The sequence below is a fragment of the Ruegeria lacuscaerulensis genome, from assembly GCF_013034685.1.
GTDB lineage: Bacteria > Pseudomonadota > Alphaproteobacteria > Rhodobacterales > Rhodobacteraceae > Ruegeria > Ruegeria lacuscaerulensis_B.
The window spans coordinates 181930-196043 of the sequence record NZ_WQGO01000001.1 but is presented as its reverse complement, the minus strand read 5'-3'; the positions used below and the strand labels follow the sequence as shown (position 1 = coordinate 196043).

The window sequence follows — 14114 nt, the reverse complement described above, 5'->3', positions numbered from 1 at the left end:
AAGGCAACGGGGTCCTTCGGTGACAGTGAATTCAACTCCTCCACGTCTGGAAATCCGCAATCTGGTCGCCCGGTATGAAGGGCGCGTTGTGGTGGATGACGTCTCGCTGAGTGTTCAGGCGGGGCAGGTGACGTGTTTGCTAGGCCCGTCGGGCTGCGGCAAGTCGACCACCTTGCGGATGATCGCCGGGGTTGAGATGCAGGAGTCCGGCCAGATCTATGTGGATGGCAAGCTGATTTGTGACACGGTGTTTCGTGTCCCGCCCGAGCGGCGCGAGATTGGGCTAATGTTTCAGGACTTTGCGCTGTTTCCCCATCTAAGCGTGGCCGACAACGTGGCTTTTGGTCTGAAGGGCCACAAGGACGAAAAACGCGCGCGGGTCGAAGAACTGCTGACCAAGGTCGATCTGATGCGTTTCATCGACAGCTATCCGCATCATCTGTCAGGCGGCGAACAACAGCGGGTCGCACTGGCGCGGGCTTTGGCGCCGCGTCCCCGGATCATGTTGATGGACGAGCCGTTCTCGGGGCTGGACAATCGTCTGCGCGACGGTATCCGGGATGAAACGCTGGCAATCCTCAAAGAAGAAGACGCCGCTGTGGTTTTGGTGACGCATGAGCCGGAAGAGGCGATGCGCATGGCCGATGAGATTGCCCTGATGCGGCGTGGTAAGATCGTGCAGCAAGGCGCGCCCTATAATGTCTATACCCGGCCAGCGGATAAAGCGGCGGTTGCGTTCTTTAGTGATGTCAATGTGTTGAAGGCGCAAGTTAACGGAGCTCTGGCGGAAACGCCATTCGGCCAGTTTCTTGCGCCGGGTGTACCTGACGGCACGGACGTTGAGATCGTCTTCCGCCCGCAGCATGTCAAACTGGATTTCGACCGAAACGGCAAAGGACCGCTGCCCACACCGACTGATGGGGTGGCCGCGCGTGGCGTGGTCCAGCGGGCGCGCTTTCTGGGCAATGAAAGCCTGGTTGAGTTCCGCATGGACTATGACGGTTCGATCTTGAAGGCCACGGTGCCGAATGTCTTTGTGCCGCAGCCGGGGCGCGTTATGTGGCTGACCATTCGCCGCGACCGGTGCTTTGTTTTCCCCGAATAATACCTGACGTGGCATTTTAGACCCAACTGGTGCGCGAATGCCGCAGATTGCGCGTGCGCGTCGCTTGCCGAGGCGCGGGGCCGGGTCTATCAAGGGGGAAACGCAGGGATGGATGGGGCATATGCGTATTCTTCTGACCAATGATGATGGCATCAATGCACCGGGCCTGATCACGCTTGAGGCAATCGCCGCCCAGCTTGCCGGGCCCGACGGAGAAGTCTGGGTCGTTGCGCCAGCATTCGAGCAATCCGGCGTGGGCCATTGCATCAGCTATACCCATCCGATGATGGTCGCCAAGCTGGGTGAACGTCGCTATGCCGCCGAGGGCTCGCCCGCCGATTGCGTGCTGGCCGGTCTGCATGATGTGATGAAGGATGCACTGCCTGATCTGGTGTTGTCCGGGGTGAACCGGGGCAATAACTCGGCCGAAAATACGCTCTATTCCGGAACGATCGGTGGCGCGATGGAAGCCGCTTTGCAGGGTGTCCCAGCGATAGCCTTGTCGCAATACTTTGGCCCGCGCAATCTGGGGCTGGACGACCCGTTCGAGGCCGCCGCCCGGTTTGGGGCGGATCTTGTGCGCAAGATCTTGGACGCGACCCTGGCCGAGCAGGGCGATTACCGCCTGTTTTATAACGTGAATTTCCCGCCCGTTCCCGCAGATGAGGTGCTGGGCACCCGCGTGGCGCCGCAGGGCTTTCGCCGTGACACGCATTTCTCGGTCGAACCACACAGCTCGCCCTCAGGGCGGCGGTTCTTGTGGATCAAGGGCGGCTATCAGCACAATCCGACCGCGCCCGGGACGGATGCGGCGGTCAATCTGGCGGGCTATATCTCGGTCACGCCGATGCGTGCGGACCTGACAGCGCATGACACGCTTGAGACCTTGAAGTCGATCGAATGACGGGCTTGAGTGCAGAAACCAAGATGCAGTTCCTGTTTGCGCTTCGGTCACGTGGCGTGACAGACAAGCGTGTGTTGGCGGCGATGGAACAGATCGACCGGGGCCAGTTCGTCAGGGGCCTGTTTGCCGAGCGCGCCTATGAGGACACGCCGTTGCCGATTGCTTGCGGGCAGACGATCAGCCAACCTTCGGTCGTGGGGCTGATGACGCAGGCGCTGGATGTGGGGCCGCGCGATACTGTGCTCGAGATAGGGACCGGGTCGGGCTATCAGGCGGCTATCCTGTCCAAGTTGGCCCGCCGGGTCTACACAGTTGAGCGTCACAAGCGATTGGTGCGGGAAACCGGCGCGTTGTTCCGCGAGCTGGGTCTGACCAATGTGACCGCGATGTTGACGGACGGCTCATTTGGTTTGCCTGAACAGGCGCCGTTTGATCGTATCATTGTGACCGCGGCGGCTGAGGACCCTCCGGGCCCGCTCTTGGCGCAGCTCAAAATCGGCGGTATCATGGTATTGCCGGTGGGGCAGTCGGATGCGGTTCAAACTCTGATCCGTGTGCGACGGACCGAAACCGGCCTGGACTATGACGAATTGTTGCCTGTTCGTTTCGTGCCCTTGCTGGAAGGGCTGGGAAAAGACGAGGCGTAGAAGTTTATTCTGAGGAACCCACCCGAACCCCGGTCAACAGGGGCAGGTGATGAGGACGGTAAAATGAGAGCAGTTTCCAAATCAGCGACGCTCCGCTGCGCAAGCGGCATGGTGGCAATGGTGGTTCTGGCCGGGTGTGAAGGCCCGCTGGACTATGATCTGCGCGGTCAGGTAGGCGGGTTTTCGACCGCTGACGCGGCGCAATCGGCCACCACAAGGCGCCCTGCGCCCGATGCACGCGGGGTCATTACTTATCCCACCTACCAAGTCGCCATCGCTCGGCGCGGCGACAAGGTCAGCGACGTGGCGGCGCGGGTCGGATTGCCCGAAGGGGAACTGGCCGTATTCAACGGTTTGAAGCCGACCGATACGTTGCGGGATGGCGAGGTGATCGCGTTGCCGCGTGCGGTCAGTGCGTCGTCGGGCAATGTCGATATTGCCACGATTGCCGGGACTGCAATTGATGAGGCGCCAACTGATGGGTCTGTGCGTACCTCGACACTTGCGCCTGCGCAGCCGCTGGCAGCGCCTGCACCAGTGGCCTCGGGGCCGGAGCCCATCCGGCATCAGGTCAAGCGGGGGGAAACCGCGTTTACGATTTCGCGCCTTTATGACGTGCCGGTGGATGCACTGGCGGATTGGAACGGATTGGATTCCGATTTCACCGTGCGCGAAGGCCAGTATTTGCTGATCCCGGTAAAAACACAGACGCCGCCACGCCAGACAGAGGAACCGTCGACAAATGTGACTCAGCCGGGTGAAGGCTCACCCACGCCGACGCCTCCAAGTGCCACCCAGCCTTTGCCTGACGAAGAGGTCGTAGCAGCGCCGCCTGCGCCGGATGTGACGGCGGAAGCGCCGACGTCTCAGAGCAACTCGGCGCTGGGTTTGCCGGTGACGGGTTCGATCATTCGGACCTATGAAAAAGGCAAGAACGAGGGGATCGACATTGCGGCAGCTCCGGGCACCGCGGTAAAAGCGGCCGATAGCGGCACTGTCGCGGCGATCACTGCGGATGCAGATCAGGTTCCGATCATTGTGATCAAGCACAACAATGATCTGCTGACTGTTTATGCCAATGTGGACGGTATCACCGTGAAAAAGGGTGATCGGGTGCGTCGTGGTGAGAAGATTGCCGCCCTGCGGGACGGGGACAATGCTTATGTCCATTTCGAAGTTCGTAAAGGGTTTGAGGCTGTCGACCCCGAACCGTTTCTGAACTAGGAAATGGCCCGGTCCGGGCCATGCCTCCGGCGGGGATATTTTTGGCCAGATGAAGGACGGATCAGGTTTGCGGATCGAAGTCGCTGAGGCGTTTGCCGGGCTCATCTGTGAACAGTTCGGGCAGGGGGCGGATGGCTTCGATCAGGTCAATGCGGAAGACGCGGAAGCTGTCTCGTAGCTCACACCATGCGGTGAGTGTCCAGACGCGGCCCCAGTATTCCATATGAAGCGGGCGGATTGTGCGGTCGGTCAGTGCGCCGTCGATCCGGCGGTAGCTGAGGTGCAGTTTCTGGCGCGATTTTATGGCGGCGCGGATCGGGGCCATATGGGCCAGTCCACGCGCGGCATCGGCAAAGGGGTAGACAGCGAATTTCCAGGCGTCGGCCTCGGCGATGACTTGTGTGGGTAGTACCGCGTCGATCTTGTCGGCGAGCGTCTCGGCTGCGGTTTTCAGATCGGGGTCGGCGGCTTGGGCCACGATGGCCATGCCAAGGTTCAGCGCCTCAAGCTCGGCCGGGGTCAGGTTCAGCGGCGGCAGGGTGATCTGTTCGCGCACCATATAGCCCACGCCGCGCTCACCCTCGACCGGGACGCCTGACGCGACTAGCGTATCCATGTCGCGATAGATCGTGCGGACCGACACCTCGAGCCGGTCCGCGATGTCCTGCGCGCGGTGCAGTTTTCCGTCGCGCAGGATTTGGATGATATCGAACAGACGATCCGAGCGGCGCATGTCACGCCGTCCGAACCGCGTTTAAGCGGTCATGTTCCATAGCACTTTCTCGTGACGCATCTGGATGCTGTCGGGCTTGATTGCCGTCATCAAGGCGGCAGCGAAGTCTTGTTGCGGGAACTGCGCGGCGGCGTCCTGTGCGGCTTTCATATCGGTCCAGACAACGTAGTCGGTCCAGCGGCCATCCTCGCCTTGGCTCAGCTGTCGATGCGCAAAGCCGGGGGCCGCGCGTACGAAGGCTTCGGTGGTTTGGCTTAGCTTCACGAACGCCTCGGGTGTGGTGCTGTCAGCGAGGGAAAAGGTGACGATTTCGGCAACATGGGTCATTTCAATCTCCGTTGACCTGGTTTCGATGATCTCTTCCTAGTCACGTACAACTGACATAAACCTGTCAGTTGAGAAAATCCAGCGCCCAAAAAACGCGTGAACGGGGCGAATTCGAACGCGGATTTGATCTGGCGCACTGTTGTCCGCGGCTCGTCAGGCGTAGACACATGGCCAAACAACATTCCCGGCGCTCGGCGTCGATGTAGAAGGAGACAAGACATGCTTAACAATATCGGCCTTCCCGGTCTGCTGCTGATCGCCGTTGTGGTTCTGGTTCTGTTTGGCCGCGGCAAAATCAGCTCGCTGATGGGCGAAGTGGGCAAAGGCATCACCTCGTTCAAGAAGGGCGTCAAAGAAGGCGCGGATGAGCTGGAACAGGACGCCTCCGAGATGGCCAAGGACGTCACCCCCGAGACCGACAAAGACAAGGCCTAAGCGCAGATGTTTGATCTGGGCTGGACCGAGCTTCTGGTCATCGGCGTTGTTGCCCTGATCGTTGTAGGGCCAAAGGACCTGCCGGTGCTGTTCCGCAATGTGGGGCGGTTTGTCGGCAAGGCCCGCGGCATGGCGCGCGAGTTTTCCAGCGCCATGAACGAAGCCGCTGACCAGGCGGGTGTCAATGAGATCAAGAAGGGTCTGAACGCGGCCACCAACCCTGTGGGCAGCGCCATGGATGGCGTGAAAGAGGCCGCGCAGGATCTGGCCAAGAGCATCGACCCGACCAAGTTCGACCCCGAAAGCGAGACCGGCAAGCTGGCGGCCGAACGGGCAGAGCAAGCCAAGAAGATCCAGGCCTCGACTGCGCGCGCCGCCGCCGAGCGCAAGGCGAAAGAGGCGGCTGACGCTCTGGCCAAGGCCGAAGAGGCCGAGGCCGCGCTGAAATCCGAAAGCAAGACATGACCAAGACCGACGAGATCGAGGACAGCTCGGCCCCATTGATCGAGCATCTGGCAGAACTGCGTACGCGGCTTATCCACTGCGTCGTGGCGTTTCTGATCGGGATGATCATCTGCTTTACAGTGGCCACCCCGCTGTTCAACTTTCTGACGCAACCGTTGTGTGACGTTCTGGCCGAGCGCGGGCAGGATTGTGGGCTGATCTTCATCTCGCCGCAGGAAGGGTTCTTTGTCGCCATCAAGGTCTCACTGCTGGGTGGGTTCATTCTGGCCTTTCCCTATATCGGGATGCAGATGTGGCGGTTCGTGGCTCCGGGATTGTATAAGTCTGAAAAGAACGCGTTCCTGCCGTTCATGCTGGCCTCGCCCTTCATGTTCCTGTTGGGGGCCAGCTTTGCCTTTTACGTGGTCACTCCGCTGGCCTATGACTTCTTCCTTGGCTTCCAACAATTCGGCGCTGAAGGGGAGGCCGTGACGGATGGCGTAACCGCCGCACCGCTGAGCGTGGTCTTTCAGGGCTCGGCGCAGGAATATCTGAACCTGACGATCAAGTTCATCGTAGCGTTTGGTCTGTGCTTCCAGCTACCGGTTCTGCTGACGCTGATGGGCAAGGCGGGGCTGGTAACGGCCGAAGGTCTGGGTTCAGTCCGCAAATACGCCGTGGTCGCCATTCTGGTGCTTGCCGCGCTGGTAACACCGCCCGATGTGATTACTCAGGTGATCCTGTTCGTGGTGGTTTACGGACTGTACGAAATCTCGATCTTCCTCGTGGCCCGTGTCGAGAAAAAGCGCGAAGAACAGCTGCGCGCTGACGGCTACTATGACGACGAAGAAGAAGCCGACGCCGATATCGTCGACGAAGAAAGCAAGTAAACCGGCTTAATCCTGATCAGGCGCGCTCACCGGTGGCGCGCCTTTTTCATGCATGGGCCTTGCCGCTTGCATCTGATCATGGTTTGAACCCCAAAACAGTCGGAGGCCCTGATGGATGACCAAGCCCTGAACCGCATTGCTGATGCCTTGGAGCGCATGGCTCCAGCCCCCTTGGCAGCCCCGGATTTCGGCGCGGCACCGGCTTTCGTCTGGCATGTGGACCCGGACCGGCTGGAACCGGTGACAAAGGTCAACCGGGTCGATCTGGACCTGCTGGTAGGCATTAACCGCTCGCGCGATACACTGTTGGACAACACGCGGCGCTTTGCGGCTGGGTATAAGGCAAACAATGCGTTGCTCTGGGGTGCGCGGGGTATGGGCAAGTCCAGCCTTGTCAAAGCGGTCCACGGGAGCCTGCAAGATGAATACCCCGATCTGAAACTGGTCGAACTTCAGCGCGAGGACATGGGCTCGGTCGCGCGTCTGCTAAACCATCTGCGGGCCGCGCCGCATCGGTTCATCCTGTTCTGCGATGATCTTTCGTTCAGCCATGATGACCAACACTACAAATCGCTCAAGGCGGTGCTGGATGGTGGTATCGAAGGCCGCCCGGAAAATGTTGTCTTCTACGCCACCTCGAACCGCCGCCACCTGATGCCGCGCGACATGATTGAAAACGAACGCTCCAGCGCCATCAACCCGTCTGAAGCGGTCGAGGAAAAAGTCTCACTCTCCGACCGCTTCGGCTTGTGGCTGGGTTTCCACCCCTGCGATCAGGACGAATACCTCGCAATGATTAACCGCTACTGCGCCGCCTATGGCGTCAACGTCGCCCCCGACACCCTGCGCGCCGAAGCCATCGAATGGCAGGCCACACGCGGCGCACGTTCTGGCCGCGTAGCGTGGCAATTCTTCGTCGATCTGGCCGGGCGCACCGGTACCCATATCGGCTGATCCGCCCGCTTCATCTGGCTAAAAATATCCCTGCCAGAGGCATGGCCCGCAAGGGCCATTCCCCTATAGCGACGCCAAAATCCGGGCCGCCTCATCCGTAGGGCTCGTCAAAGCACCACGGTCCTCGCCGGGATGGAATCGGGCGCGTACGGCTGTGGGCATGGGGGCGGGCTCGACAATAGACACGCGCGGGCCAGTACGCTCGGTCTCAAGCTGCCAACTCCGCGCCAACGCCATCTGTGCGCCTTTGGTCGCGCCGTAGATGCCATAGAATTTCTCACCCGCCTTGGGGTCGTCGAAAAACACAGCGTGACCGCTCTCGCCCAACAAAGGCGCGACATATGGGATCAGAACTGAAGTCGCCGTCGCGTTGGTGTTCAAAGCCTTCGCCCATTCCTTGGGATCAATGAAGTGCGTAGGCGTCAGGGCCGAGGTGTGGATGGCGGTATGCAGCCATAGGTCCACCTTGCCCCAGCGATCGTGAATGCCCCGGCACAGGGTTGCCATGGCGTTCGGGTCGGCGATGTCCATTGGCGCCAGCGTGGCCGCGCCGCCCTTGGCCTGAATGCGGTCGTCCAACTCTTCCAGCCCACCGGTGGTGCGGGCAACAGCAACGATGTGGTATTCGGGGGCCAGCGCCTCGGCCAGGGCAGCACCCAGGCCCCGAGACGCCCCGGTGATGAGGGCAATTTTAGTCTGATCGGTCATGGGTGGGGTTTGAACCCCTGCGCGCAAGCCGTCAAGACAGGATTAGCGACCGGGGATGGCGATCCGCTGGGTCTGGCCGCTTTGTCGCAGCATGATCCCTTCGGCATCAATGGCTACGACGGTGCCCGAGGCAACGCGGCTGCCCGGTTTAACCTCTTTGACCCGACCCGAGGACAGGCGCATCAGCGCTCGTAGCTCGGTTTTGGGCCCGAACACGCCCAACAGGGCGACCGAACTTTTCTTTAGCGCGTCCTTCTGCGTAGCCGCGCTTTCGACGGTGGAATTTGGCATGGTTTGCGGCAGGGGCGAAGGGCCCCAACCCCTTATGTCTGAGTGAGTGGTGGCAGCGGCCTAGCAAATGAGCAGGTGAAACGAAAGGCGGCGGTGCTCGCTGGTTTTCTCACAATTTCGCGTGGGTCTGCGAACCCATTGCGATTGCGTTTCCTTCGCCAGAGAGTTGTGTGTCAGAAAATTTTGCCCCCGGCGCTGCATCTGACAAAAAAGCCCGGACCGACACTAAGATCCGAGCTTTTCCGCGCTTCTGATTCGCTGGATTTATGAACCCGACGCCAATTTCGTGGCGTTCCAAGACCCGCCCGGCACCTGCATGTCCTCGCGCTTTTTGCTGACGCGGGTGCTGTTTTCCAGGCTGTCCAGATAATCGTCGCTGACGCTGCCGGTGATGTAATTACCGTCAAAGCAGGAGCAATCAAACGCCTCGATCTCGGGGTTGCCTTCCTTGGCGGCCCAGATCAGGTCGTCCAGTTTCTGATAGAACAGCGCATCTGCGCCCAGTTCCTGCCGGATCTCTTCGATCTCTTTGCCGTTGGCGACCAGTTCATGCTTGGTGGGCATGTCGATGCCATAGACATTGGGATATTTCACAGGCGGCGAGGCGCTGGCGATATAGACTTTTTTCGCGCCAGCCTCGCGGCACATTTGCACGATCTTCTTGATCGTGTTGCCGCGAACAATGGAATCGTCGATCAGTAGCACGTTGTGACCTTTGAACTCCAACGGGACCGCATTCAGCTTGCGGCGCACCGATTTCTGGCGTTCTTCCTGACCGGGCATGATGAAGGTTCGGCCGACATATCGGTTCTTCACCAACCCTTCACGGTAGGGAATACCGGTGATCTTTGCAGCCTCAAGCGCCACTGGGCGGGCGCTGTCCGGCACCGGGATAATCCGGTCGATTTCAAGCCCCGAGTCCTGAATCTGCTTGGCCAGAGTCTGCCCCATACGCATCTGAGTTTTGTAGACGGAGACCCCATCCAACAGCGAATCCGGACGGGCGAGGTAGACATATTCAAAGATACAAGGCGTCAGCTTGCCTTCGACGGCCTGAAACTCATGCTTGTTGCCGTCGAGATCGATCAGGATTGCCTCGCCGGGGCGCAGGTCGCGCAGTTTGTCAAAACCGTTGATGCCAAAGGCCACATCCTCGGACGCAAAGGCAAAATCGTCACCGTTCACATCCGACTCGCGGATCGCCACCGACAGGGGGCGAATCCCGTGCGGGTCTCGGAACGCAAGCATGCCGACACCGGCAATCAGACAGATCACCGAATAGGCGCCCTGAATACGCTCCATCGTCATCTTCACACCGGCAAAGATGTTGCGGACCGGATCGGCATTGCCGTTGACCTTGATCGCATCAGCCACCTTGTCTGCCAGCACATTCAGCAGAATCTCGGAGTCCGAGGTGGTACGCAGGTGGCGGCTGTATTTGCCGGTCACTTTCTCTCGCTGTTCGGCCGTGTTGGTGATGTTGCCGTTATGGACCAGATAGATGCCATATGGGGCGTTCACGAAAAACGGCTGCGCCTCGGCGGCGCTCAGCGATCCGGCGGTTGGATAACGCACATGGCCGATGCCCACCTTGCCCAGCAGGGTTTCCGCATCCTTGACGTTGAAGACGTCCTTGACCAGACCGTTGGCTTTCTTCTCGCGGAAGAATTCGCCGTTATAGGTGACGATCCCCGAGGCATCCTGACCCCGGTGCTGCAACATCAGCAGCCCGTCATAGATTTCCGCAAACACATCATGCGTTCGGCTTGCGATCCCCAAAATCCCACACATGTACGGGCTCCAACTTTCTATGACGTAGCGATTGACGGCAGGTTGAGAAACATCGGGGCGCTTGCCCTGTTCAAAGCCGCTGGCTTGCCTGTGGATACAGTCGCACCCTTACCGCAACGGGCTGGTGCGAAAGAAAACGGGTACAGCAAGATCGGTGGCTCCGATTCCATCTCAGTTCGGCCCTCACATACTGCGTAACGATGCCTGTGTCATCAAAGGATCACAATTCACATCTGATGCAGGCGAAATTTGCTGCAACGACGCCTGTTCAAGTGACAGGCAGGGCAGGGTGTGCTGTCATGACCGGATAGAGACTATCATTTTTTTCGCCGGGATGAATTGAGCCATGTGGCAACACAAACAGGGTCAAAAGAAAGAAACACCCCCAAAACGCCGGTGTCACCGATGCCGTGGCATGGGGCGCGCGCCCTGTCAGATCTGCAATGGCGCAGGCGAAGTGGTCAAAAGCCGCGATGTGTTTGGAAAACCTATAACCAGCCGCTGTGATGGCTGCTTCGGCTTGAAGAACATCCGCTGCACCGTCTGCGCAGGCGAGGGCTTTACCTAACCGGTAAAAGAAAAGCCCGGCGAAGGCCGGGCTTTCGGGGTTATTCAGTTGCTGCCGGTTCGGTCAGCTCTTCGGTCGCGGCGGGCTCGGTCGAGCAGCTGGCGACAAGCTCTTCATATTGCTGTGTGATCCAGCCAAGCGCCTCTTCCGGGTTTTGTTCTTCGATCTGGTCGCTGAATTGTTCGAACACTTTGGCCGAGCGGCTTTCATCGACGATCGTATAGGACTGACCGGTCATGACGGTGTCGTAGACAAAGAAGGCAATGGCGACCAGCAGGATGCCACGCGCAATCCCGAAGAAGAAGCCAAGTGCCTGATCCAAACCACCAAGGGCTGAGCGTTGCACCAGCGATGAAAATAGCGGGGTAAAGATGCTGACCACGATCAGAGCCACCGCAAAGACCGCTGCAAAACCAGTGATTACGGACAATTCGCAACTGTCGCGCAGGAAATCTCCGACCACCGGAACTTCTTTGACCAGCGGAACCGCTTGGGGGGCGAAAATAAAGGCCAAAACAGCGGCCGCGACCCAACCTGCAATTGCCAAAATCTCGCGCAATAAACCGCGGGAATAGGCCAGAAGACCCGACACCACGATGATCAGGGCAACCACCCCGTCAATAATTGTAAAACCTTCCATGGCCCTCGCCTGTAGTTTTTTTCAGCCTCTCAAGGCTTTACCTTAACCTGCTCCGAAGGTTTCGCCAACAAACCCTACTAAATCAGAGGGTCGGGTGAGTGTCAGACCTGCCACAGTGCCGGTTTTGCCACCTGCCGGAGCTATAGCTGATGTGAAACCAAGTTTCTGGGCTTCTTTCAACCTGTTTTCGGTTTGGGCTGCGGGTCTCAGAGCCCCGGAAAGAGAGATTTCTCCGAATACGACAGTATCTGCAGGCAGGGCGGTATCCTCGCGCGCACTGAGCAGGGCTGCTGCCACCGCAAGGTCGGCTGCGGGCTCGCTGACCTTCAGGCCTCCGGCGACGTTCAGGTAGACGTCCAAACCGGTGAACGGCACGCCACAGCGCGCTTCGAGCACCGCCAGGATCATGGCCAGTCGCCCGCTATCCCATCCTACTACGGTGCGGCGCGGTTGTGAGTGGGGAGAGGGGGCGACAAGTGCTTGTAACTCAACAAGAACCGGGCGGGTGCCTTCGATCCCGGCAAACACGGCCGAGCCGGGACTGGGCGTGCCGCGTTCGGACAGGAACAGGGCCGAAGGATTGGTGACCTGTGCCAATCCCTTACCCGTCATCTCGAATACGCCAATCTCGTCGGCGGGGCCAAAGCGGTTCTTAACTGCGCGTAGAATACGGAATTGATGTCCGCGTTCGCCCTCAAAATACAGCACCGTGTCGACCATGTGCTCCACGACGCGGGGGCCCGCGATCTGGCCCTCTTTGGTGACATGGCCGACCATGATGATCGAAATGCCGTATCGTTTCGCAAACGTGGTCAATTCATGGGCTGCGGCCCTTACTTGTGACACGGAGCCGGGTGCGCTGTCGACATTGTCGGCCCACATGGTCTGAATCGAGTCGATTATAGCAAGGCCGGGCTTTTCCGCCTCAAGCGTGGTAAGGATGTTGCGCAGGTTTGTTTCTGCCGCCAGTTGCACCGGCGCGTCCTCCAGCCCCAGACGGCGGGCGCGCATCCGTACCTGGGCGCTGGCTTCCTCGCCCGAGACATAGATGGTTTTGACGCCAGCACGAGCAAACCGTGCGGCGGCTTGCAGCAAGAGGGTGGATTTTCCGATGCCTGGATCTCCGCCCACCAGTAGGGCCGAGGCGGGGACAAGGCCACCGCCCAGTACGCGATCCAGTTCCTCGACCCCACACAATGTGCGAGGCGGAGGGGTTTCCTCGGTCGACAAGTCCGTGAGTGCGATGGTCTGGCCCCGCTTGCCGCCGAGGGATTTCTTGGCCGGGCCAGCCGAAAGGGGGGCTTCTTGTACAATCGTGTTCCACTCGCCGCAGCCGTCACAGCGGCCGGACCAGCGGGAATGCGTGGCGCCACAGGCCGAGCATGAAAAAGTCGTCTTTGCCATGCGGCCCTTGGTGCCCGAGGTGGGGCGGTTCTTCAAGCCCTTGCGGGCTTTCATTGCCGCCGGTGGCGCGCCACGTCCTCAAGCCCTGCGGGCCATCGTCCGCGGCGGGCGCCCAAGGGCGCCTACTCTGCGGCGCGTGAAGGCGACATGGCGATGACGCTGGATGTCGCCGTTTTGCGATCCTCTACCGGGGCCTGAAGCTGGGTCGAAAGTTCGGGCAGCAGGTCGAACAACTCGTCCCGCAGGCGTGCCAGTTGCGATTTGGCGATGGATTCTTCGATTTCGACATCGCGGGTCCATTGCCGCAGTTCTTGCTGGATGGTTTGAGCGTCACCGATGCGCTGCTGGAATTGTTCGATCTCTTCCTGACGCTGTTGCAGGAAGGTGCGCGCTCGGGCCACGCGTTCATCACTGTAGGTGACGGCCAATTCATGGCTGATCTGACTCATCTGAGCGGCGAGTTCCAGAATTTCAGGCTCCAGAGCTTGCAGGTCAGGATGTTGGCGCAAAAAGGCGATACGTTCTTTGACGGCATCGAACTCGGACGACATCATGAATGTGTCACCCCGATCCGCGGCATGAGCCAGTTGGTAAGCGTAAGTTATGTCCTGCATGTTCATCGCAAACTTGCGATGCGCATTTTCAAGCGCCATCATCCGGCTATTTGCGGGCAGGTAGAAGGCCAGCATGAGAATCAGTGCGGTCAATCCGATCTGTATGAACATGCCCGCATCTGCGGTCGGCGCGGTGCCGAAACCAGCTTGCATGGTCAGCCAGGGTAGGACCCCGAGTGCGGATAATGCGGTGGTTGCCACGGCCGCAAGCGCAGCCATGCAGATGAGGAAAAAAGTCAGTCTTAAAAAGGCATTCTGAAATTGCAATGTTATGTTGTGGAGGGCGGCCATGGTTGTCGATCTCCTTCTAGAACCGGAACACACCGGAGCCGAAGCGGAGTAGACTTAACGCATACAGAGTGATCCGCTACGGACCCGAAAACTACAATTTGCTGCTCGAAATATTAAGATGATACTTGGGTAAGTGTTTTCAAT

At 59.5% G+C, this 14114-nt stretch carries 16 protein-coding genes; 8 read left to right on the top strand and 8 right to left on the bottom strand.

What is annotated here, in order from left to right; translation table 11 throughout:
• Positions 1–19: 19 nt before the first annotated feature.
• From GOV80_RS00965 to GOV80_RS00950, 4 genes are all read left to right on the top strand, one after another.
• Positions 20–1105, top strand: a complete 1086-nt coding sequence (locus GOV80_RS00965; protein WP_170774388.1) for an ABC transporter ATP-binding protein — start codon at positions 20–22, stop codon at positions 1103–1105.
• A 121-nt stretch (positions 1106–1226) separates the two neighbouring features.
• Positions 1227–2009: a 5'/3'-nucleotidase SurE gene (surE, locus tag GOV80_RS00960; protein ID WP_170782516.1), complete on the top strand. Its 783-nt coding sequence runs from the start codon at positions 1227–1229 to the stop codon at positions 2007–2009.
• Positions 2006–2656, top strand: coding sequence for a protein-L-isoaspartate(D-aspartate) O-methyltransferase (locus GOV80_RS00955; RefSeq protein ID WP_170774383.1), 651 nt, complete (start codon positions 2006–2008; stop codon positions 2654–2656). The genes surE and GOV80_RS00955 overlap by 4 nt, the downstream gene beginning before the upstream one ends.
• Positions 2657–2719: 63 nt before the next feature.
• Positions 2720–3880, top strand: coding sequence for a peptidoglycan DD-metalloendopeptidase family protein (locus tag GOV80_RS00950; protein WP_170782515.1), 1161 nt, complete (start codon positions 2720–2722; stop codon positions 3878–3880).
• A gap of 61 nt (positions 3881–3941) precedes the next feature.
• Here GOV80_RS00950 and GOV80_RS00945 read toward each other — a convergent pair whose 3' ends face one another.
• Together GOV80_RS00945 and GOV80_RS00940 are read right to left on the bottom strand one after the other, a co-directional pair.
• A complete protein-coding gene (locus tag GOV80_RS00945) occupies positions 3942–4613 on the bottom strand; it encodes a helix-turn-helix transcriptional regulator (protein WP_170782514.1) in 672 nt (223 codons plus the stop codon).
• A gap of 21 nt (positions 4614–4634) precedes the next feature.
• Positions 4635–4940, bottom strand: coding sequence for a hypothetical protein (locus GOV80_RS00940; protein WP_170782513.1), 306 nt, complete (start codon positions 4938–4940; stop codon positions 4635–4637).
• Positions 4941–5159: 219 nt separating this feature from the next.
• Here GOV80_RS00940 and GOV80_RS00935 point away from each other — a divergent pair, with 219 nt between their 5' ends.
• From GOV80_RS00935 to GOV80_RS00920, 4 genes are all read left to right on the top strand, one after another.
• Entirely contained in the window at positions 5160–5375 is a 216-nt protein-coding gene (locus tag GOV80_RS00935) for a twin-arginine translocase TatA/TatE family subunit (protein ID WP_170354368.1), read from the top strand.
• 6 nt (positions 5376–5381) lie between these two features.
• Positions 5382–5840 carry a Sec-independent protein translocase protein TatB gene (tatB, locus tag GOV80_RS00930; protein WP_170782512.1) on the top strand — a complete coding sequence of 153 codons (459 nt, stop codon included), beginning with the start codon at positions 5382–5384 and terminating at the stop codon, positions 5838–5840.
• The gene (gene tatC / locus GOV80_RS00925) at positions 5837–6709 is read left to right on the top strand and encodes a twin-arginine translocase subunit TatC (protein ID WP_170782511.1); all 873 of its coding nucleotides are present in this window, start codon (positions 5837–5839) and stop codon (positions 6707–6709) included. Before tatB ends, tatC begins: the two co-directional genes overlap by 4 nt.
• Positions 6710–6820: 111 nt before the next feature.
• Positions 6821–7663, top strand: a complete 843-nt coding sequence (locus GOV80_RS00920; protein ID WP_170782510.1) for an ATP-binding protein — start codon at positions 6821–6823, stop codon at positions 7661–7663.
• Positions 7664–7726: 63 nt separating this feature from the next.
• On the opposite strand, the gene GOV80_RS00915 is transcribed toward GOV80_RS00920, so the two are convergent.
• From GOV80_RS00915 to GOV80_RS00890, 6 genes are all read right to left on the bottom strand, one after another.
• A complete protein-coding gene (locus GOV80_RS00915) occupies positions 7727–8371 on the bottom strand; it encodes an SDR family NAD(P)-dependent oxidoreductase (RefSeq protein ID WP_170782509.1) in 645 nt (214 codons plus the stop codon).
• Positions 8372–8413: 42 nt separating this feature from the next.
• A complete protein-coding gene (locus GOV80_RS00910; RefSeq protein ID WP_170782508.1) occupies positions 8414–8662 on the bottom strand; it encodes a hypothetical protein in 249 nt (82 codons plus the stop codon).
• A gap of 264 nt (positions 8663–8926) precedes the next feature.
• Positions 8927–10453, bottom strand: coding sequence for an amidophosphoribosyltransferase (purF, locus tag GOV80_RS00905; protein ID WP_170782507.1), 1527 nt, complete (start codon positions 10451–10453; stop codon positions 8927–8929).
• A 608-nt stretch (positions 10454–11061) separates the two neighbouring features.
• A complete protein-coding gene (locus tag GOV80_RS00900) occupies positions 11062–11661 on the bottom strand; it encodes a CvpA family protein (RefSeq protein WP_170774362.1) in 600 nt (199 codons plus the stop codon).
• A 42-nt stretch (positions 11662–11703) separates the two neighbouring features.
• A complete protein-coding gene (gene radA, locus GOV80_RS00895; protein ID WP_170782977.1) occupies positions 11704–13065 on the bottom strand; it encodes a DNA repair protein RadA in 1362 nt (453 codons plus the stop codon).
• Positions 13066–13187: 122 nt separating this feature from the next.
• Positions 13188–13970 carry a DNA repair protein gene (locus GOV80_RS00890; protein ID WP_170782506.1) on the bottom strand — a complete coding sequence of 261 codons (783 nt, stop codon included), beginning with the start codon at positions 13968–13970 and terminating at the stop codon, positions 13188–13190.
• Positions 13971–14114: the final 144 nt, after the last annotated feature.

What these genes read in the sequence shown, in the direction of transcription:
- surE (WP_170782516.1), top strand. Translation starts at nt 1,227, where the DNA reads ATGCGTATTCTTCTGACCAATGATGATGGCATCAATGCACCGGGCCTG.
- GOV80_RS00955 (WP_170774383.1), top strand. Translation starts at nt 2,006, where the DNA reads ATGACGGGCTTGAGTGCAGAAACCAAGATGCAGTTCCTGTTTGCGCTT.
- GOV80_RS00950 (WP_170782515.1), top strand. Translation starts at nt 2,720, where the DNA reads ATGAGAGCAGTTTCCAAATCAGCGACGCTCCGCTGCGCAAGCGGCATG.
- GOV80_RS00945 (WP_170782514.1), bottom strand. Translation starts at nt 4,613, where the DNA reads ATGCGCCGCTCGGATCGTCTGTTCGATATCATCCAAATCCTGCGCGAC.
- GOV80_RS00940 (WP_170782513.1), bottom strand. Translation starts at nt 4,940, where the DNA reads ATGACCCATGTTGCCGAAATCGTCACCTTTTCCCTCGCTGACAGCACC.
- GOV80_RS00935 (WP_170354368.1), top strand. Translation starts at nt 5,160, where the DNA reads ATGCTTAACAATATCGGCCTTCCCGGTCTGCTGCTGATCGCCGTTGTG.
- tatB (WP_170782512.1), top strand. Translation starts at nt 5,382, where the DNA reads ATGTTTGATCTGGGCTGGACCGAGCTTCTGGTCATCGGCGTTGTTGCC.
- tatC (WP_170782511.1), top strand. Translation starts at nt 5,837, where the DNA reads ATGACCAAGACCGACGAGATCGAGGACAGCTCGGCCCCATTGATCGAG.
- GOV80_RS00920 (WP_170782510.1), top strand. Translation starts at nt 6,821, where the DNA reads ATGGATGACCAAGCCCTGAACCGCATTGCTGATGCCTTGGAGCGCATG.
- GOV80_RS00915 (WP_170782509.1), bottom strand. Translation starts at nt 8,371, where the DNA reads ATGACCGATCAGACTAAAATTGCCCTCATCACCGGGGCGTCTCGGGGC.
- GOV80_RS00910 (WP_170782508.1), bottom strand. Translation starts at nt 8,662, where the DNA reads ATGCCAAATTCCACCGTCGAAAGCGCGGCTACGCAGAAGGACGCGCTA.
- purF (WP_170782507.1), bottom strand. Translation starts at nt 10,453, where the DNA reads ATGTGTGGGATTTTGGGGATCGCAAGCCGAACGCATGATGTGTTTGCG.
- GOV80_RS00900 (WP_170774362.1), bottom strand. Translation starts at nt 11,661, where the DNA reads ATGGAAGGTTTTACAATTATTGACGGGGTGGTTGCCCTGATCATCGTG.
- radA (WP_170782977.1), bottom strand. Translation starts at nt 13,065, where the DNA reads ATGGCAAAGACGACTTTTTCATGCTCGGCCTGTGGCGCCACGCATTCC.
- GOV80_RS00890 (WP_170782506.1), bottom strand. Translation starts at nt 13,970, where the DNA reads ATGGCCGCCCTCCACAACATAACATTGCAATTTCAGAATGCCTTTTTA.